The 19,959-nt window shown below is 43.8% G+C and carries 13 protein-coding genes and 2 pseudogenes; 2 read left to right on the top strand and 13 right to left on the bottom strand.

Translation table 11 applies throughout. From position 1 onward, the window contains the following. Positions 1–34: 34 nt before the first annotated feature. A pseudogene (locus tag I2D69_RS21130) lies at positions 35–154 on the bottom strand (DUF6783 domain-containing protein); the annotation flags it as partial. On the opposite strand from I2D69_RS21130, the pseudogene I2D69_RS21125 reads away from it, so the two are divergent. Next, positions 104–241 (top strand): annotated as a pseudogene (locus tag I2D69_RS21125) (DUF6783 domain-containing protein). The pseudogenes I2D69_RS21130 and I2D69_RS21125 overlap by 51 nt on opposite strands. 207 nt (positions 242–448) lie before the next feature. Here the strand turns inward: I2D69_RS21125 and I2D69_RS12855 are convergent. The 8 genes from I2D69_RS12855 to I2D69_RS12820 form a co-directional block, all read right to left on the bottom strand. Beyond that, positions 449–2,314: an ABC transporter ATP-binding protein gene (locus I2D69_RS12855; RefSeq protein ID WP_331464873.1), complete on the bottom strand. Its 1,866-nt coding sequence runs from the start codon at positions 2,312–2,314 to the stop codon at positions 449–451. After that, positions 2,295–4,175 (bottom strand): ABC transporter ATP-binding protein, encoded by a 1,881-nt coding sequence (locus I2D69_RS12850; protein WP_195379999.1) that lies wholly within the window; start codon positions 4,173–4,175, stop codon positions 2,295–2,297. The genes I2D69_RS12855 and I2D69_RS12850 overlap by 20 nt, the downstream gene beginning before the upstream one ends. Before the next feature lie 162 nt (positions 4,176–4,337). Further along, positions 4,338–6,104, bottom strand: a complete 1,767-nt coding sequence (gene argS / locus I2D69_RS12845) for an arginine--tRNA ligase (RefSeq protein ID WP_195379998.1) — start codon at positions 6,102–6,104, stop codon at positions 4,338–4,340. Positions 6,105–6,276: 172 nt separating this feature from the next. After that, complete coding sequence (locus I2D69_RS12840) at positions 6,277–7,146, bottom strand: DegV family protein (protein WP_173718314.1); 870 nt, start codon at positions 7,144–7,146, stop codon at positions 6,277–6,279. Positions 7,147–7,452: 306 nt separating this feature from the next. Continuing rightward, entirely contained in the window at positions 7,453–8,436 is a 984-nt protein-coding gene (locus tag I2D69_RS12835) for an ABC transporter permease (RefSeq protein ID WP_173718313.1), read from the bottom strand. A 49-nt stretch (positions 8,437–8,485) separates the two neighbouring features. Further along, positions 8,486–9,892 (bottom strand): HlyD family efflux transporter periplasmic adaptor subunit, encoded by a 1,407-nt coding sequence (locus tag I2D69_RS12830; RefSeq protein WP_173718312.1) that lies wholly within the window; start codon positions 9,890–9,892, stop codon positions 8,486–8,488. A gap of 132 nt (positions 9,893–10,024) precedes the next feature. After that, complete coding sequence (locus I2D69_RS12825; RefSeq protein ID WP_226837636.1) at positions 10,025–10,864, bottom strand: carbohydrate ABC transporter permease; 840 nt, start codon at positions 10,862–10,864, stop codon at positions 10,025–10,027. A 3-nt stretch (positions 10,865–10,867) separates the two neighbouring features. Next, positions 10,868–11,713, bottom strand: coding sequence for a sugar ABC transporter permease (locus I2D69_RS12820; protein ID WP_173718311.1), 846 nt, complete (start codon positions 11,711–11,713; stop codon positions 10,868–10,870). A gap of 219 nt (positions 11,714–11,932) precedes the next feature. Here I2D69_RS12820 and I2D69_RS12815 point away from each other — a divergent pair, with 219 nt between their 5' ends. Next, a complete protein-coding gene (locus tag I2D69_RS12815) occupies positions 11,933–12,610 on the top strand; it encodes a response regulator transcription factor (RefSeq protein ID WP_195379997.1) in 678 nt (225 codons plus the stop codon). Between the two features lie 14 nt (positions 12,611–12,624). On the opposite strand, the gene I2D69_RS12810 is transcribed toward I2D69_RS12815, so the two are convergent. The 4 genes from I2D69_RS12810 to I2D69_RS12795 all read right to left on the bottom strand — a co-directional run bounded on the left by I2D69_RS12810 (position 12,625) and on the right by I2D69_RS12795 (position 19,959). Then, positions 12,625–13,926, bottom strand: coding sequence for a HAMP domain-containing sensor histidine kinase (locus tag I2D69_RS12810; protein WP_195379996.1), 1,302 nt, complete (start codon positions 13,924–13,926; stop codon positions 12,625–12,627). A gap of 12 nt (positions 13,927–13,938) precedes the next feature. After that, entirely contained in the window at positions 13,939–16,281 is a 2,343-nt protein-coding gene (locus tag I2D69_RS12805; RefSeq protein WP_173770076.1) for an ABC transporter substrate-binding protein, read from the bottom strand. 310 nt (positions 16,282–16,591) lie between these two features. Further along, positions 16,592–17,863: an ABC transporter permease gene (locus I2D69_RS12800; RefSeq protein WP_173718308.1), complete on the bottom strand. Its 1,272-nt coding sequence runs from the start codon at positions 17,861–17,863 to the stop codon at positions 16,592–16,594. Between the two features lie 11 nt (positions 17,864–17,874). Next, complete coding sequence (locus I2D69_RS12795) at positions 17,875–19,959, bottom strand: efflux RND transporter periplasmic adaptor subunit (protein ID WP_195379995.1); 2,085 nt, start codon at positions 19,957–19,959, stop codon at positions 17,875–17,877.

Raw genomic sequence — 19,959 nt, 5'->3', positions numbered from 1 at the left:
TATTTTCAATAACAAAAATGAGACAAAACACGCTTCAAGGTCTGACGCAAGCACAGGCTTTAGAGCGTGTTTGAAAAAGGCTTTCTGCAAGATGTGCGTCACAATTTGTGGGAGATTTCGCCCGGATGAGGGCGCCGTAGTGGGCTACGGCAACTGAATTCGGGTGAAATCTCCCGCAAAGTGGGGCGTGCAGATTGCGGGAATGATTTTTCAAACAGGCTCTAGCTCGTTGTCTGCATAAATTAAGTGAATACTGTCGGCGATCTCCGGCAAATGATAAATATAAATAAGATAAAAAATTAGTGATTATGAAATGTCCGCTATTCCGAAACGCGATTGAAAAAGCTTCGAATCAGACATTTAAGAATGTAATTAGAATTATAACATTTAAAGTCCACTGTGAAAAGCACTTTATAAAAATTTTATAAGTGCTTTTCACAATCTCAGATTAAATCTGAATCGTCCTTCCCAGTTCTGCGGACGTTCTGTGTGAAATGGAAATAACGGTACGATCCTTTGCCACACGTTTCAATGCGGCCAGAACAGCTTTCTCTGTCTCCGCATCCAGGTTTGCAGTGATTTCATCCAGAAGAAGCATTTGGGGCTCTGCCACTGCAGCCCTGGCGATGGATAACAACTGCCACTGTCCCTGGGAAAAAATCTCCGGGGTGCAATAAGTATCGTAACCATTTTCCAGACTCTCAATCGCCTCTTTTAAACCTGTAAGCTCTGCAACAGCCTTTACCTGACGATCCGAGATCCGGTCATCATATAATGTAATCTGGTCGCGCACCGTTCCAGGTACCATGTGAAAGGTCTGCTCTACATAACCGAAAAGTTTACGTCTGTCTCCTGCTTTCACAGCGGTTGCCAGAATGCCGTGGATCAGCACATGTCCCTGATCAGGTTCATAAAGCCCAAGAAGGAGTTTTAATATAGTACTTTTTCCTGCACCAGTTCGTCCAAGAAGAGTTACCTGGTCGGTATCCATCACCTTGAAATTCAGATTTTCCAGCACCACATGCTCATCATAGCCGAAGGTTACATTCTGGAATTCTACAAACGGCAAACTATTACTGTCAGAAGCTCCCAGTCTGTGCCTTTCTTCCATATCAGCCATCGCTTCCTTTCGGCTAATCTTTTCATTTCTGTTTTCTTCTATTTTTGTTGCCGGATTATTCCAGGTTTTCTCGGTATCTCCATTCTCCTGTGCGCCATTTTCTTTCTCCTCCAGCCCAAAGAATTCATTAATCCTATGGATTCCAGCTACCGCGGACTGGATGGTCTGAATCTCCATTCCAAGACTTTCCACCGGCGAAAAAATCTGTGAAATATAGTTGATCACAGCCACTGCAGTTCCCGCAGACATTCCAAAAAACGTGAGCACCATCTTATTTCCAGATGCTGAAAGCAGCATCACAGCTGCAACCACGACTGCATTTAAAATCAAGATCACCGGTGAATATACTGCATCATAAAAATTGGTTCTCTCCATTGCCTGGTAACTTTCACCGATGTAAGTGTCGTAACGCTCTTCCATATATTTTTCCCTGCCAAGGCAATGGATGGTACGGATATTATGAAGGGTTTCCGGCACATGTCCAGAGGCTCTTCCCACAGCCTTACGGTTTTCGATCTGGGCTGCCAGCATGTTTTTCTGCACATGTCTGGTAAACCAGAAAAGAAATGGCAGTATTACAAGAAGCACCACAGCGAGACCCTTATTTTCAAACCAGATCACCACCAGAATACTGATAATCTTGCAGGCGTCAGCAAACATACTGATGATCCCTGAGGTAAAAAGATTTTCCACAGTATCTACATCACCAACAAAGCGTGAAGCCAGAGTTCCAGGTTCCAGCCCTGTCAGTTTGTCAGAAGTAAGGCATATGAATTTTTCCATAAGGCTGCTTCTAAGTGCATGTGTGATTTTCTGCCCAAATACGGTAAGCAGACCTTCCCTGGCAGATTCCATGAATCCGGTAAGTGCAAGCATTGCAAAATAAAGGAAAATCACCCAGAATGTCACGGCTTTTCCCGTTGTGACTGTATCTACGATTTTTGCCAGGATCAGCGGCGGGATAAGAGCCGTTACCACTGCGCCTGCTACAGCAAAGACAATACCCATAGACAGCCATTTCTGCTGCAGAACTGTTTTCCAGATCACACCTTTTACCTGTCTTTTTTTCGCTTTTGCAATTTTCCCTTTTCCCTTGTTTTCTACCGGAAAAACATTTGCATCTGACCTTCTGCTCTTTTCCAAAATCATATTTTCTTCTGATTTCACGTTGTTCTTATTTCTGTCTGTCTTCACTCTCTGCACCTCCTTCCTCAGTAAATAATTTCTTATACTCCGGTACCTTCACAAGTAATTCTTCATGCGTACCCACCACTGTTTTTCCATCTTCCATCCAGATGATCTGATTCATCTGCGGAAACAGATACAGACGGTGGGAAATCAGCAGCACAATATTCTCTTTCGCCTGTGCTTTCAAATTGGCAAAAATCTGTCTCTCGGTGCTCTTATCCAAAGCCGAAAAAGGATCATCCAGAACCAGAACTGGCTTTTTGTGGCAAAGAGTTCTTGCAAGAGCCAGACGTTTTCCCTGTCCGCCCGAAAGACGTACGCCACCATTTCCTACCAGAGTCTGTAAACCATCATCCATCTCATTTACTTCTTCTGCCATGCAAACCATTTTCAGGAAATCCTCTGTCTTTTTCTGTTCACCCATAAGCACATTGTTTTCCACGCTGTCGTTAAACAGCTCCGGATCATGACCAAGATAGCCTATGATATTCGTCTGCCAGGATTGGGGCATATTCTGAAGCTCTTTGCCATCCACAAGAATCTGACCTTCATATGGATACTCGCACAAAAATACTTTTCCCAAAGTAGACTTTCCGCAGGCCACTGGTCCGGTAATTCCGATTATCTGCCCTTTTTCAGCCTTGAAGGAAATATCCTTCAGAATCTGTTTCCCATCCGGATAAGCAAAATTCAGATGACGGACCTGCAATTGTTTTACGTTCCTGTAACGAATTTCTGACTGGGCTATCTCTAGCTGAGATAGTTCCTTCTGCGACAATGTTTCTTCTGCATGTTTAGCAGACACATTTTCGATCTTTTCCACTTTCCCATTTTCCAGAATTCCAGACACATTTTTCTCACTCTTTGGAATTTCTTCCTGCTTTGTCAAAAGCGGCTTAATACGCTTCCAGGAAACCTGCGCCTTGTGCACCGCATTAAACAGCTTCGCTGCACTGGAAGATTTTACTGACAGCTTCACAAAGCATGCCAGGAAAGTGGTAAAAGATGCAATGTTCCATGTGCTCCAGCCAGTTCCCAGAACATTTTTCTGCCCAAAATACAGGATAAACAGCACACCAGCCATGGAGATGATCCGGTACAGCGGAGGCATGATGGAATTCCAGATATTCGCCTTTATGGCTGACTTTTCGTAGGAAGTAAGATTCTCTTCATATACCTTTCGGCGCTCCTCTTCACATCCAAAAACACGGTATGTAATAGCATTTTCTGCCCGTTCCAGAATAGCTGTACTTAAATATCCTGACTGCTCTTTGTATGCAGCACCAGTTCTCTGGATCATCTTTTTCATCTTCTCCGCCGTCATATAGGAAATCGGCGGAAAGATCATGCAAAGCAGGGCAAGCCTGAAATCATACCACAAAAGCATTCCGGCATAAGCAGCCAGGGCAACCCCTGTATCAAAAATCTCCGTAGTGAATTTGCGCATTCCCTCTACGCAGTCATCCACATCCAGGATTGCCTTGGTCATAATGCTTCCCTCGCCCTCTTCCCGAAGGCTTGCACGACTTTTCCGCACCAGACTGGCGTACAGGATTTCTTTCATTCTTCGATTTACATTGTTGGCAAAACGCCGCACATAAAACCGCTTGATATATCTGGCAGTCTGGACAATTGCAATGGCGGTCACATAGCCCAGTACCAGAACCAGCATATCCGAAAACTGGTCAGCCCCTTTCAGGATATCCACCAGGCAGCCGGTCATTTTCCCCTCAAACCAGGGACCTGCCAGAAGGCCGATATTATAAATCAAACCGGAGATAGTCACTGCCAGAAGCACTTTCCATTCTTTCAGAAAATAGGAAAACACCCTGTCCGGCTGAAAATTTGTATGATGTTTCGCTTTCATCTGACATTTCCTTTCTGCCTTAGAGCGTGTTTGAAAAAGCATAACGATACAAAAAAGGAGCCGCTCACTTCCAGCTTTTCCAGAAAGTGCCGCAGCTCCATACCACAGACTATAGCATATTTCAAACACGCTCTAGCCCCTCATAATCTGCTTATTATTTTATTACATCTTATCCGGTGCCTCGAATCCAAGCAGATCAATACTTGTCTCAAGCACTCTCTTGGTCAGCTGCAGAAGACGGATATAGGATTCCTTCTGCGCCTGATTCTCTTCGCTGAGGATCTTGGTCTCATGATAAAAGCTGTTGAATGCATTGGAAACCTCATAAATATATGCACAGATTTTATGCGGAGCTTTTTCCTCAAATGCACTCTCGATCATGCTTCCAAATCCACTGAGCTGAAGCATCAGGTTTTTCTCACTGCTGTTAGATGCCGGAAGTATCTCACCTGCTTCAAGGTTTCCGCCTGCTTCCACATAACGGTTCAGGATGGATTTGATACGAACGATTGTATAAAGGATGTACGGACCTGTATTTCCCTCGAAAGAGGTGAAGCGGTCTACATCAAAAATATAATCCTTGGTAGCCTGATTGGAAAGATCGCCATATTTAATCGCTGCCAGACCTACAATCTTAGCAGTATCTCTTGCATCTTTATCACGGACACTTCTGTTCTCTACGATCTTTGTGAACATTTCCTCATCAATATCGGCAATCAGGTTCTCAAGGCGCATAACACCGCCCTCTCTTGTTTTGAACGGTTTGCCATCTTTTCCATTCATAGTACCGAAGCCAAGGAAGGAAAGCCTTGTGTCTTCTTTCACAAGACCGGTCTTTCTTGCGCAGCGGAAGACCTGAATAAAATGAAGCTCCTGACGTTTGTCAACAACGTAAAGGATCTCATCTGGCTGGAACAGCTTCATACGCTCTACAATTGTGGCAAGGTCTGTAGTAGTATAAAGAGATGCTCCATCTGATTTCAGAAGCATACATGGCGGGATTTCCTTGGTATCGGTCTCTTCTTTAACGTCTACAACAAGCGCTCCCTGATCCTCATATGCAAAGCCTTTTTCCTTCATCATCTCTACCATGTCCGGAATGTAAGGCTGCGCATCAGACTCTTTTTTCCACAGATCAAAGGATACGTTCAGATTCGCATAGTTTCTCTTAAGGTCTGTAACAGAAACACTCATAATGTGGTTCCAGAGAGCCATGTACCCCGGCTTACCCTGCTGAAGAAGATGAGTTGCCTCCAGTGCTTCCTGACGGTATGCCTCATCCTCCTTGGATTTGCCGCTTGCACATGGATAAATCTCCTCAAGCTCACTGATAGTAAAAGGTGCCTCTGCAGGATATTCACCTGTATAGCTGTCATCAAAATATACAAGCTCCGGCTGTCTGTGCTTCAGCTCTGTAATGATCAGTCCCATCTGAAGTCCCCAGTCACCAAGATGAACATCACCAATCACCTTATGGCCTACGAAACGACCGATTCTCTTAATACTTTCACCAATAATTGCAGAACGGAGATGACCTACATGAAGCGGTTTGGCAACATTCGGTCCGCCGTAATCGATTACGATGGTCTTCGGCTCTTGGGCTGTGTCTGCACCAAGCTTCTCATCCTTCTCCATCTCTTTCAGATAATCTGCAAGAAACTCTTCGCTGACTTTCAGGTTGATAAATCCGGGCTTTACCATTTCTTTCATGGAAAATACTTTGGAATCTGCCAGATTGCCCACTACGTCATCTGCGATCATAAATGGTGCTTTCTTATAAGCCTTAGCTCCCGCCATGGCACCATTGCACTGGTATTCGCAAAGATCAGGACGGTTGGAAACGCCTACTTTACCGTAGGATGAATCGTATCCTGCTTTTTCAAATGCTGCAGAAAGCTCTTCTGCCATGTAGTCTGTAAGTTTTTTCATAAATCCTCCTAAATTTTCTTCTCAGAGAGAATACTTCTGTTTTCTTCTGAATTCGTTCCGAAAATATATATTCTATTTCGGAATCTTTTCTAAAAAAATCAATTCTTTTCAATTACTATCTATATGTGACATCCAAAACTAATGTTTATAAACTATAGCCATTTCTTAGCTTCTATGCAGTCACTTTCTTAGAACATGCGATTGCAAGAGAACCATATCCAATATGGCATGCCACACTAAGTGACAGCGGATCCATATGGATTTCCATACCAGGAAAGGTTTCCTGCATCTCCTGCTTCCACTCTTCTGCCTCTTCCGGATTACCTGTGTAAGCAGCCTGAAGACACATTTCTCCATTCTGGACAAACGGTGCAAAGCGTCCCTCAAAATCTGCCTTCATAGCCTTCAGCATAGTACGTCTGGCCTGCTTCTTGCCTCTTACCTTGGCAAAAGCATCCAGCTTCTCACCCTGGAGCTGCAGCACCGGCTTCAGATTCAAAACGGTACCGATTGCAGCTGCAGCAGGTGTGATCCTGCCGCCCTTTTTCAGATATTTCAGGGTTTCCAAGGTAATATAAATACTGGAATTAAATTTCTCTTCTTCCAGGATCTTCTTAATTTCAGCTCCGCTTTTACCTGCATCCCGAAGGGCAATCGCGTCCACCACAGATTGACGCTGGGTTACGGAAATTCTCTGATTATCTACCACGTACACTCTGCCCTCATACTCCTGGGCAAGTCCCATTGCAGTAGCACAGGTAGCGCTGAGACCACTTGACATGGGGATCTGTACAATCTCATCATACTCTTTCAGAAGGTTGTCCCATAATCCCATAGTCTCTCCCGGGCTTGGCTGGGAAGTGGAAATAGAAGCATCCGACTTCAGCCACTGATAAAATTCATCCTGGCTCAGGGTAATTCCCTCCAGGTACATTTTCTCATTAATAAAAAAAGGCATAGGAATAACAGACACTCCAAGTCTGCGTCCTTCCTCCTGTGTAATGCCGCTGTTACTGTCCGTTACAATGGCAATCTTACTCATTCAATCTCTCCTTATCTCATAAAAACTCATGTTCCTGTTCACTTCGTTCACAGCAACAGGCTTCGCGAACCTTACCAATGAACAGTAACAAACTTGCCGCCGTCCTGCCTTTTCTTCTGGCAGCTGGTTCTTTTTTTCCCAGTAAACAGCGACTGTAAATCTTCTTTCCCTATTCAGGGTCTTAAAGTCTATTATAATACCTGCGCTCCAGTCTGGCAAACACTTTAAAGAAAAGTCTCGAAAAAAATGTACCAAAATATTTCTTCATCTATAAAATTCTTTTGGCAAAAAAGAAAAAAAGACAGCCTACACCGCCCCTATAAGCAGTGCTGCTGCCCCACATTTTATAATACAGCCAATTCCGCTCATCAGCCGCTCCGCCTGCGCCATAGTTTTCGGGAACATGATGTACCAGCGGAAAGCTTCCATTGTTTTCCGGATCTTCGCAGGCCAGAAAGAAAAATCTGACCATTTGTCCGGCAGCCAGCTCTGGGGAATATGGGATAAAAGCCTTACGCAAAAAAAAAGGCCGATTCCCCACAGTAAAATTCTAATAACAAAGCAACTGCATTTTCTAAAATCAATTTTCTTTTCTCTATTTCTTTGAATTCCATTTTCCCAGATTTCGTGCTCCATCTCATACAGCCACCTGGAAACAGTTATTATAAGCATTACAAGAAAAGCCACTGGAAACCAGGGCAAAATCACTTCCAGCCAGCTGTCATCCACTAATATTCCGGATAGTCCGTTTCCCACGAGAAAATCAGATGCAGCACCCTCCAGATTCTGACCTTTTTTCCCTCTGATCAGAACCTGAGTACAAACCTGATTTTTTTGTGACGGACGGATAAGCATCGTATGCTGATTCCAGGATACCACACCCCGCACTTCGTAAATCTGCTCTCCCACAGTCAACTGACTTCCCGCACAATTTTCACTGCCGAAAAGCTCCAGGGCTGTATCTTTATCGATCACGCATCCGGTTTCATCATTCTCTTCTAATAAAGCAGCCTGTCGGTCATACAAAGCAGCCATTCCCACAATGCCTGTCACCCGGGCATTTGTCTGTCTGAAATCCTCTGGATTCGTAACCACCTGAACGCCTCCATTCCACACAAAACAAAAATCTGTAATCTCATCACTACTTTGATAATTTTCCCAGATCTGCTTCGCCAGGTTTACTGCAGGATAATCTCCATACAGTTCAACCACCGCTGTGTCTGTTTTTCCCACCTTCACATAATCTTTCATTCCAGAATAAAATAAAAAGGAGGCCAGCAATGCTGTCATAATTATTCTCATATATTTTAAAAAATAATTCTTCTTTTTACTTTCCATGCTAATTTTCAGAAATCCTCACCCTGCTTCCATCCTTCAGTTCCCTGTCTGCCTGGACGATCACAGCCTGATCCGTAGAAAGGCTTCCCTCACCCAATGCAGCAGTTGTCTGGTTTTTATCCTGCACAGTAACTTCCACTTTTCTTGCAACCATTACCGTTCCAAGCACTGTATTTTCTGTGTCTGTAACATACACATAGACCTTCCCATTCTCCTGGTACAGCGCTGAAAGCGGAACGCAGCAGGAATAAGGCCCAGCATCTTTTGATATGGAAAAATCTCCGCTCTGACCGATGGACAGACTGTCCGCCGGTATTATGATGGACAGGTCGCGAATATCATTATCCTCCTTATTTTCTGTTATATTTTCCACTGTTGCACCAGAAATATCATTATTGTTATTGTCTGTGATTTTCACGTCTGCACCGGCAGACACATATTTTATATCTTCTTTTGAGATGGTACCAGTCATTCGAAGAGCACCATCGGCTGAATATAAAACTACTGCTGCAGTCTGTCCTGTAAGGTCTCCGGTTTGCACGGACAGACTTTTGATCACACCGTCAGAAGGAGACGAAATCACTCCCTCTGTACTTTGAAGCACTGTAACCTTTTCCATATCTGCTCTGGCATTTTCCAATTCTCTTTGTACGTTCTCCAAAGTACTGTCTGAAGCCTCCGGCGTACTGGCATCGGACACCGCTTTTCCGGCACTTGCCAGAGTCTGGTTTCTTCCCGCGATCACTTCATTTAATGCTTCCTGTCTGGCTCGCAGATCATCCTGAAGGGCAGTTTCTGTGGCGGAATCATCCTCCTGTGTTACAGTGATCTCACCATCATTAAACCCTTCCTCTCCATCTGTGAAGCCACTTAAATCATCCCCGGAAGTCTTTGCTTCCTTTTCCCTGTAAAATTCGTCAAGCCGCTGTTGGGCTATCTGAACTTCCGCCCTTGCATTATCCACGGAAACATTTCCGCTTTGCACAGCCAGATCATAAGAATTTCCAGCCCATGCCTGTTCCGCTGCACGCTTCTGGCTGTTCACCTTTTTCTGGCTTTCCAGATCCTTTGCCTGCCCTTCCAGAGTTTTTATTTTATCGTCCAGATTCTTCAAAGCCGCCTGAATGCTGTTCTGGAATAGCTTCAATAAAATATCCCCTTTTTTCACAGTCTGCCCTGCATGTACCATCACCTGCTCCACCTGCAGATTTTCCAGTACAAACACCGCCACTTCCTGACTGCCCTCCACTTTTCCAGAACCTTTCACCTCATGAGTGATCATCTGATTTGCCGGGTTCTTAGTCTGGATCTGTATCACATTTACAGAATCCGAAACTCTTGACAATATGGTAAAAATCAGCATCATTACAAAAAACAGGCAAGTTGCCTGAATTAATTTTTTCTTCATGTCAAACTCCCATTCTGTTCCTGAACATATTTGTAAAACACTCTACATTCTAACTATTTCTTTTAAATTCCATTGACAATATATTTTATCAAACTGTCGTTTTTTATCGTCACTTTCCAGTTGTTTCTCTTTTTATTCCTTTACCGCCGTAGAGACAATTCCCTGCTCCAGGTAGTCCTGTCCGGACAAAAATACCAGAACTGCCGGGGCCAGCGCCACCACAGAGGCCGCAAATGCAAACCCTGCCTGCTCCAACTCAATATTAGGCAGGTACAAAGACAACGGCCACAATTCTTTTGTTTTCAAAAATGCCATCGGCTGTTCGATCAGATTCCAGTATTCCAGAAAGCCCAGAACAATGGCAGAAATGACGCCAGGTGAGCCCAAGGGGATGGCAACTATAAAAAACAGTTTAAGCTCACCTGCACCGTCAAGTCTTGCCGCTTCCAGAAACGCCAGAGGAATCCCTTTGAAAAAGCGGTACATAATAAATATGGGGAATGTAGAAAAAAACGCCGGGAAAATAATCCCCAAAAGCGAGTCAAGAAGCCCAATTTTATCCAACACCAGATAATTGCCAAGAAGCATAACCTGAAACGGCATCATCATCAGTGCAATATACAAAGTAAACAATATATTTTTCCCTGGAAAATCAAATTTGGCAAATCCCCATGCAGCAGGCATTCCAACCAGAAGCCCGCCAGCGAGGGCACCAGCCGTAATCTTCACCGAGTTCCAGAACATTACGAAAAATTCCGGTGAATCCAGCAGTACTTCCACATAATGTTTCAGAGTCGGATATTCCGGAAACAGCTTCCAGGAAGCATATCCTTTCGCCCCCTCCTGCAGCACTGGAAACAGCAGATCTGTAAGCTCATTTTTTCCCATAAGAGAACCAACTACCAGAAATAAAACAGGAAATATAAAGACCAAAGCTAAAAGTACAAGAAAAAAACAAGTTATCTTTTTCACATCTTAATCCTCTCTTTCCCATGCTTTTTGCAGTAAAAGTACCAGAACCATGATCGCAATTCCAGTAACAACTGCCGCAGCCGCCATCTTATCCATGGCCAGGTCTCTGTACCAGTTATTGAACAGATGCTGCAGAAGATACATGTTCTCCTGTGGATAATCTCCTGCGACCAGATAAGCCTCCCGGAATACTTTAAAGCCGTTCAGCAGCGACAGAACTACAATGGTAAAAAGAGAGGGTAAAAGATTGGGACAGGTAATCCTGGTAAAGCATTTCCAGGCACCTGCTCCATCCACCTTTGCTGCCTCATAAAGAGATTCCGGAATTGTGGAAAGGCCTGCCAGCCACAGTACAATGTCATACCCTAAATTTCGCCAAATATAACTGATCACCAGCACCCAGAAGGTAGCCTTTGTATTCAACCAGTCTATACTTTTCAACGACAACATTTCCAGAAAATGGTTCAAAAGCCCCTGTCCATTAAAGAGTACTTTCCATAAAATTGCCACAGAAGCAACTGGAATGGCCATTGGAAGCAGAAATGCGGTTTTCATCAGCTGCTTCTGATTTTTCCCAAGTCCATTTAGCAGGACAGCAGCTGCCAGTGACAAAACCACCAGTAACGGAATACAGATTCCGAAAAACCGCAAGGTATTTTTCCCGGCAAGAAGAAATGCCTGATTGGAAAATATCATCTGATAATTCATAAATCCAGTAAACACTCCATTTACAGCTCCCAAAAAAGATCTGCGGATCACATCCACATAAGGAAGCAGCCAGAATACACAGACTCCTGCAAAGCTAGGGAGAATAAATAAAATCCCTTTCAGGGCATGTTTTCTTTTCAAAAAATTTCCTCTTTTCTATCTTTCATTCAGCATTATAAAAATAGCAAAGAAATCTCTATTCTTTCTCTAAAGCGTGTTTGAAAAAGGCTTTCTGCAAGATGTGCGCCACAATTTGTGGGAGATTTTGTCCGGTTTTCAAACAGGCTTTAAAATTAATTAGAGAAATTTTAGAGATTTGCGTATATAATGGATAACAGATTATAAGAAGAGGAGTTTCTTATGAGAATCTTAATAATAGAAGATGACAAAGATCTGGCGCAGCTTACAAAGCTTGCACTTGAAAAAGAAAATTTCACGGTAGATATATGTCTGGATGGTGCGGAAGGTCTTTACTATATGCAGGAAAATATGTATGATCTGGTACTTCTGGACCGCATGCTTCCTTCCATGGATGGAACCCAGGTTTTGAAAGAAGCCAGACAGTCCAACATCTCAACCCCTGTTATTTTCCTTACGGCACTTGGCGAATTACAGGACAAAGTCAACGGATTGAACTGCGGAGCAGATGATTACATGGTAAAGCCCTTCGCCTTTGAAGAGCTTCTTACAAGAATCCACAGCATTATGCGCCGTCCCGGAAAATGGGGTGACTTAAATCTTCTGAAGCTGGGAGATATTGCTTTTGATCCTGAATGCGGGCGCCTTACCAAGGGTGCAAAAGAATGCACTCTTTCCGGCCGCGAAAGTGCTCTTCTGGAAGTATTTCTCCGAAATCCCGGTCAGGTTCTTCCCAGAAACCTTCTTCTCTCCCGCGTATGGGGCATGGAATCCGACGTAGAAGAAGGAAATCTTGACAACTACATACATTTTCTCCGTCGCCGCCTGAAATCTGTGGAAAGCACACTGGTTCTCAAAACCATACGCGGGATAGGTTATCAGTTGGAGGTCTGCCAGTAAACAGAAATCTCATTTTATTTCGGTAATCTTATCACAAATGTACTTCCGCCACCCGGAGTATCCAGAATACGGATACTCCCTTTATGTAACGTCACAATTTCCCTGGCAATGCAAAGTCCAAGTCCAAAATGCTGTTTCTCCTTTCTGTCCGGATCAGCCCTGTAAAATCTTCGGAATACAGCCTCCTTATTCTCATCCGAAATTCCCGGACCATTATCCTGTACATAAAGCTGAAAATATTTTTCATTTTCTTTTACTCCCATTTCCATCCTGCCACCGACCGACACATAGCTTGCCCCGTTATCCAAAAGGATTTCCAGTACCTGACTGATTCTGGCACTGTCACACTTACAGATAGAAAGAGGCTCCTCTGGCAGAACTACTTTCAGGGAAATCTTTTTCCCATGCAGAATAGGCTGGTATTTCTCATATGTATCCAGAAGCAAGGTATCAAGCTCACAATCTGTCTTCATAATACTCCAGGATTTATTGTCAGCATTTGCAAGAGAAAGCATATCCCCGATAAGCCGGGACATCCTGTCTCCCTCACTTTTTATGGTTTTCAAAAATCTGCCGGCATTTTCCCAGTCAGATTCCATTGCCTGTACACTTGACAATATCACAGCCAGCGGAGATCTCAGTTCATGGGATGCCGAAGCAATAAACTGGGTTTGTTTCCTTTGATTCTCTTCCAGAGGGCGAAGCATTTTTCCTGTAAAAAACCAGGAAAATGTAACCAAAGCCAGAACTGCAAGCAGCACCATACCTCCAAACCAGACTCTTTGATGAAAGATCTGTGTTTTCAACCCATCAAGAGGATATACCAACACCAGGCTTAACACGCCGCTTCCCTTAGGAATCAAGGCTGTACAGGCATAAAAATCTGAAGTTTCAAAATAAACCGTTTTGGAAAGAGAGAGGCTTCCCATATAGTCCACATCAAGCCCCTGCTCTTCCCGGGAAATTCTGGCAGCCTCTGTCAGCATATTTTCTACAGAGCTCAGATCCTCTTCCTTTTTATCCTGATTTTGGCTTTCTGTATCCAGCTTATCAAAATACAGCTTTTTTCCGTTATTCCGAATGCGAAATTCCACTTTGTATTCCTGCTTTGCTTCCAGTATCCACTTGTGAGAAAGCACAGTCTGATTTTCCAGATAAGCCACACAGGAATTTCCATTATTTAAAAATCTCTCGTAAGTATTATGGGTAAGCCCCCTCTCGGAGATCACAAGACAGGAAACTGCCATCAAGATCAGTATTCCGCTTGTGATCAGTGATGCAAATATGGTCATTTGCCTGTGAAGCTTTTTAAACATCTCTTACTCCTTCTATTCTGCCAGATACAGGTTCACCTGCTGCATGACTGCATTTACCGCCTCATCAAGGCTGATTTCCCCATTCAGGTAACGCACTCCGTTTTCACAGACAGCACTGGTAATGATTGTATTATCCAAAACCGGAGTTGTAAGCATTTTTCCAAGCTGTTTTAATTCATTCACCTTATCAGCGGACGGAACTTTTATACTGTATACTAATTCCTGACCGTTCTCGCTGTTACTGCTTCCGCCAGTAACTAACACGTTTCCAGCCTCTCCCTGATTCCAGTAGTCCTCTCCATTGTAAACAGCTTCCACTACAGGGAAACCATCTTCTCTGGAAAGCATCTGTCCTTCCTCAGAAAATAAATATTCCACGAATTTCTCAGCAGCAGCTTTCTGGGAAGCTCTGGAACTGATTCCGATTCGGCTGACCGGAATGAAACAATTTGCCATCTGCCCATTCCAAAGTGCATAGGACAAGGAAGTATCTATCTCTTCCATAGAATTTACAAATGCAAAATCCAAAGGCGAAAAAATATCACCCAACGCAAATATACAGTTATGGGAAAGCAGCACAGCAGTTTCTCCAGAAATACTGCCTGCTCTTTCATATACTGGCTGTCCACTGTCATCAAAAGCCTGTGGATACGCAGCCTTTAATTCATCCATAGCATCCTTTCCAGCCTGATAAATCCTTTCGGACTGTTCCAGAAATACCTTTATCTTTTCTTCATCCAGAGTTCCATCCTTTTTCATCCATGCTGCGGAACTGTTGTCTGCCAGTTTTTCCAGAAGTGCCTGTGGATACATGGAATAAAGTAAGGGCAGCTTATAGATGCTTTCCGAGGTCAGTCCATATTCATCCTTGTGCTTCGTGAGCACATCAGCAAGAGAAGCCAGGTCTGTCACTTCCTGCACATCCTCCTTGTTTCCCTCTATCATGGGAATTCCAAATTTCACTGGCATCTCATAGATACTTCCATCCTCTTTTGTATAAGCACTTTCTATGTTGTCCAGTAATCCTGCCTCTTTCAGAATTCCACTTAAATCCTCCAGCATTCCCTGTTCTGCATAGGTTTCGGAAGAAATTCCGTCCAGAATCAGAATATCCGGTCCTTTTCCTGCCATAATCTCCGTATTCAGTGTTTTTAACGCATCCGTGCGTGTTACACCATCGTTTCCGGACATTCCGGTTTCCAGTGTGAGATAAATATCCGGATATTTCTTCTGAAACATAACAACTGCCTGTCGAATACCGGAATTCTCTTCCAGGGAATATATGGTGAGCTCTGTATCCGGTACAGTTGGAGTATCTGCAGAATACTTATAAGAAACCAGCCTTCCGCAATTTAAACCGGAATTGTAATCAATTTCCCCAATGTAAAACACTCCTTCCGAATCCATTGCCATACAGTTAAATGCCTTATTTGAAGAGCTTATGGAATTCAGGCTTCCATCAATTACCTGCTCAATTACATTGCCGCCAAATGCATAGCGGTATAAACCAGTCTGATCCACATAGAATACGGTGTTTTTCTCATCGCCATCCAAAAACAGCAAAGCAGTACCGGAGGAATTTCCAAATTCCAGATTTGCAGGAGTCTTTTTCAGCTGGGCAGTCAGTGCATCACCTCCATCGGCAGGCTTACCTGAAGCCACATCATAATAATGCACATCTCCATCTGTAATCACGATCAGATACTCAGAAGTCACACACATATAATCTGTGGTTTTTCCCTTCTCATACTCATGAACCACTGCCCCGTCAACAGGATTGATTTCCCTGATTCCATTTCCTGAAATCTGCAAAAACAGATTGCCATTTTCCCCGATATCTATACTCCAGGCCATGGTTTCATCCAAAGCTTCTCCAATTTCAATCTTCTTTCCTTTACCGTCAGCTGGACAATAATAATAGTCCATACTTCCCACGCTGTTCTCATCTTCAGATTCTATATACACGCCAATCAGAATACTTCCGTCTCTCCCAAGCGCTGCTTTATAAATGGATTCCCCTTCCACCTCGAAAAAATCGGCAACCTCCTTCCCATCCTCCCAGGTCTTGCCCTTGTCAGAGGACTGGTAGAGCATCAATTCGTAATCACTGTTTCTTGCAAGCATTTTCAGGCTTCCCTCTTTCATAACCTGCAAATCCACAATCTCCATACAGCCTTCCGGCACGGCCAGTTCATTCTCCAGATACCGTCCCATTGCTTTGGATTCCACAGAATCTGCCTTGTCCTTCCCTCTGTCAGTACTGCCGCAGCCCATCAGGCTTCCTGTTCCCGCAATGCTCAGACATACTGCTGTAGAAACAGACAGAACTTGTTTCCATTTTTTATATTTTTGCATATTAAAAATCTCCTTCCAGTGGTATGCAATAATCCTACCAAAGGAATCTCTATGTAATCTCTAAACAAGTATATCATGTTTCCCCTTATATTTTGCAAAATTATAACCGACGAAACATAACATTGTCTATAGCCTGTCCTAAAAGCATTTCCACAATCTGCACACTCCACTTTACCCAAATAACAAAAAACATACTTGGACACATGAATTGACTCATAAAAAGAACGGCCGTTAGCACAAATCATCTAATTTATGCTTTCAGCCGTTCGTTTTTATAACAATATTAACATTTATTGCAAAATATTAACCATTACTCACTTCTAAGTGCATCAATCGGATTCAGGTTGGCCGCCTTAACAGAAGGAAGCAGACCAAAGATGATACCGATCAGCATAGAGAATACTACAGAGCCTATAATCGCCGGAACGCTGATGGCTGTAGGTGAGCCTGCCACCTTGGATACTACTTTTGAAAGTCCGATTCCAAGAACAACTCCGATAATACCTCCAACACTGGTAAGTACTGCTGCCTCCGTCAGGAACTGTCCCAGAATCACCTTCTTTCTGGCACCAATTGCCTTCTTCAGACCAATCTCCTTGGTACGCTCGGTTACAGATACCAGCATGATATTCATAACACCAATACCTCCAACCAGAAGAGAAATACTTGCGATCCAGATCAGCTGGGAGTTGGTGCTCTCACTTAAATCCTGAAGATCCTTTACCCGCTGCATAACATCATCAGCTTTGTACTTGAAGCCGCTGCTTCCACTGCCAGTGCTGCTGATAGATTTATTCAGGATTTTCGCCACAGCTGAACCTGTTTCACTCATGTTGTCCGTGCTGTCTACTTTGACGATCGCATTCTCAGGCTCATCAAATTTGTAAGAAATCGGCCAGCATTTATTTGGAATCATTACGGTTCCAATTACATTTTCATAATAGCTGTCGAAATCACTCGGTGTATCCATGTTGGGCAGGCTGTCAGCCGACTGGCGTACAACTCCTACAACTGTATAGGGTTCAGAACCGATCTCAATGATTTTTCCCACCGGATTCGCTCCCGGAAACATGGTATCAGCAGCATAGCTGTCCACCAGTGCCACCTTGCGGAAATTATCATAGTCAGCCTGTACAAATCCCCTTCCGGAACGAACCTGATAACCGCAGGTATTCAGATAATTGGTATCAATACCATAGACCTTGCCGCCGGAAAAACTGCTGTTCTCATAGTAAACACTGCTGTTGTAATCTGTTCTGCTGTAGAAAAATGTTGCATTCTCCACATGATCTGTTTTTAATACTTCATCCTTCAGGCTCTGACTTAGGATCGGTGTAGAGCCGGAAGAACTGCCATCATAATAATCCACACTGTAAGCACTGTCTCCCTGTGACAAAGTTACATTTACCGTGTTATTTCCAGAACCGATCAGGTTATCCTTAATCTGCTCACTCGTTCCCTTAATCGTGGAAACAATGGCAATAATAGATGCAATACCGATAATAATACCCAGCATTGTGAGGAAAGATCTCATCTTGTGTGACCAGATTCCCTGGAATGCCAGACGTATATTTTCAAACATGAAATCCCTCCTTAACCAAGACCGCCATATGATGTGGAGTCATATCCCATAAACGTATCCAGCGATCCTTCCTTTGTCTTCATACCTTCTTTGATGGATTTCGAATAAGGGAATGCAATCTTGTCATCCATGGATAAGCCGCCGCTTACCAATACATAAGCACCACCGTTTACATTCTCTTTTACCTTAACGATCTGTTTCTTCAGCACGCCATTGTCATCCTTATACACATAGCTTACGCCGTCTTCCGTACGGACAAAAGCCTTGGAAAGAACAATGCCGTCAGTACTCTGCGCCTGCTGTTCCAGCTGGATATCCACCCAGTCTCCAACACTTACCTGCACGGTGTCATCTGTGATCTTGGCAGTAAAATTATAAGAAGAAACATTTGGATTGCTGTCTCCATAGTAATAATAGGAGCTGTCTCCATCAACTGCATAATCGGAAACCTGGATCACCTCAGCCTCAAAATTCATATATCCATTCTCACCATAAGAATTGCAGTTCAAAATTGTGCCTTCCTTCACCTGGTCAAGCATAAGTTCCCCTACAGTTCCCTGTACGTAATAGCCGTCTTTGCTCTTAACAATCATAAAGGAATCAGATTCTGAATTGGTACCTGTAGCTGCATCTCCCACAGTGGTTACAATACCATCCAGCTTACTGGTGATCATCTGTCTGTCAGCTTTCTTCTGAAGCTTACTGATACTGATCTCACTCTCCTGCACATCCAGTTCCAGACTGGCAATCCGGTTCTTCTGGATCTTAATGGCCTCTGAACGGGACAGGGAAGAGCTTCCGCCACCACTGCCTCCATCACCAGGAATATCCGGCTCGTCATCTCCATTATCATACTGCATAGCCCCGTCAAGGGTAAAATCCATTTCCGCAAAACGGTCAACCGGATTGCTGAGCATATTTCCATCGACCAGATAGTATCCGGTACAGGATCCTTTTCTGTTGGTATAATCAGCAATGGTATCCTTCTGATGGAATTCCAGCAGATACCAGTATCCGCCCGAATGAAGAAGAATGGTTCCGTCAGCATTATAGCCAGCCATCTTGTTCAGAAAAGCCCCGGTTACATTTACCTTGCCTTTTGCACTGGAACAAAGATACAGATAAGGATCTTCTTCGGTTCCTGTTCCTTGGTAAGGTTCTGTATCATAATCCAGAGTCAGGTAAAAAGGTTCCTCTCCATCTACAAATCCGTCATTTCCAATGGTAGCATTATTCTGTGAGGAACCAGAATTGCTTCCATCTGAAAATCCTCCCTGATTCGTGTCTGAAATATCACTGCTAAACCCATCACTGGAAGGTTCATCATAAAATCCGGAAGCAGTACCCGGATCGCCGGTGCTATCCTCTGAATCATCTCCGGAATCAGCTTCTGTATCAACAGAAATATCTCCTGTGTCACCGCTTGTCATTTCATCTGCAGAACCAATATCTCCGCTTCCCGTTTCCTGGGTATCTGCAGAAGTAATTTCCCCATTTCCAACTGCCTGAGCGTCTGCAAATCCATCTGTCACAGCAGCCAGAAGCATTGGCTGCAAAACAGCTGCCAGATAATGATCAGAAGCAGTTACTGCGGAAGACAGTTCATCATCTCCCATAGAATCTGAGCTGTCATCTTCTGTAGAATCCTTTCCTGAATCAATCAGATTGTCTGCGGAGGAAGAATCGGAATCAAGAATCGGTCCGCCATTTTGCAGGCTGGCAAGTCTTTTCTTTGCAGCAGCAAGATCCTGCTGCTGCTTCTGAAGCTTCAGCTTGGCAATATTCAGTTCCATTTCCACAAGAGTCATATCAAAGGATATCAGCTTGTCTCCCGGCTTTACCTCATCCCCTTTGCTCACATAAACTTCCTGGATTATCATGTCTTTCTCTACGGAAATCCTCTGTGTTGCATTGGCATATACAGTTCCACTCAATGTAGCATCGGAATCATATCTCTCACCTGCCAGATCACTGACGCTTGCCACCAGCACTTCCTTCTGGCTTCCTTTCCGTACATACAGCAGTCCGCCGCCAATACCGGTTCCTACAAGGGCTGTGACTACCACACCTATTATAATTTTCTTCGCTTTTCCCAT

It is taken from the genome of Ruminococcus sp. D54t1_190329_F1 (assembly GCF_015551645.1).
In the GTDB taxonomy this organism is placed as follows: domain Bacteria; phylum Bacillota; class Clostridia; order Lachnospirales; family Lachnospiraceae; genus Blautia_A; species Blautia_A faecis.
This window is presented reverse-complemented; position numbering and strand designations above follow the sequence as displayed.

Excerpts from the sequence above, each read along its gene's own strand:
- I2D69_RS12850 (WP_195379999.1), bottom strand. The coding sequence starts at position 4,175 with ATGAAAGCGAAACATCATACAAATTTTCAGCCGGACAGGGTGTTTTCC.
- argS (WP_195379998.1), bottom strand. The coding sequence starts at position 6,104 with ATGAAAAAACTTACAGACTACATGGCAGAAGAGCTTTCTGCAGCATTT.
- I2D69_RS12840 (WP_173718314.1), bottom strand. The coding sequence starts at position 7,146 with ATGAGTAAGATTGCCATTGTAACGGACAGTAACAGCGGCATTACACAG.
- I2D69_RS12835 (WP_173718313.1), bottom strand. The coding sequence starts at position 8,436 with ATGACAGCATTGCTGGCCTCCTTTTTATTTTATTCTGGAATGAAAGAT.
- I2D69_RS12830 (WP_173718312.1), bottom strand. The coding sequence starts at position 9,892 with ATGAAGAAAAAATTAATTCAGGCAACTTGCCTGTTTTTTGTAATGATG.
- I2D69_RS12815 (WP_195379997.1), top strand. The coding sequence starts at position 11,933 with ATGAGAATCTTAATAATAGAAGATGACAAAGATCTGGCGCAGCTTACA.
- I2D69_RS12810 (WP_195379996.1), bottom strand. The coding sequence starts at position 13,926 with ATGTTTAAAAAGCTTCACAGGCAAATGACCATATTTGCATCACTGATC.
- I2D69_RS12805 (WP_173770076.1), bottom strand. The coding sequence starts at position 16,281 with ATGCAAAAATATAAAAAATGGAAACAAGTTCTGTCTGTTTCTACAGCA.
- I2D69_RS12800 (WP_173718308.1), bottom strand. The coding sequence starts at position 17,863 with ATGTTTGAAAATATACGTCTGGCATTCCAGGGAATCTGGTCACACAAG.
- I2D69_RS12795 (WP_195379995.1), bottom strand. The coding sequence starts at position 19,959 with ATGGGAAAAGCGAAGAAAATTATAATAGGTGTGGTAGTCACAGCCCTT.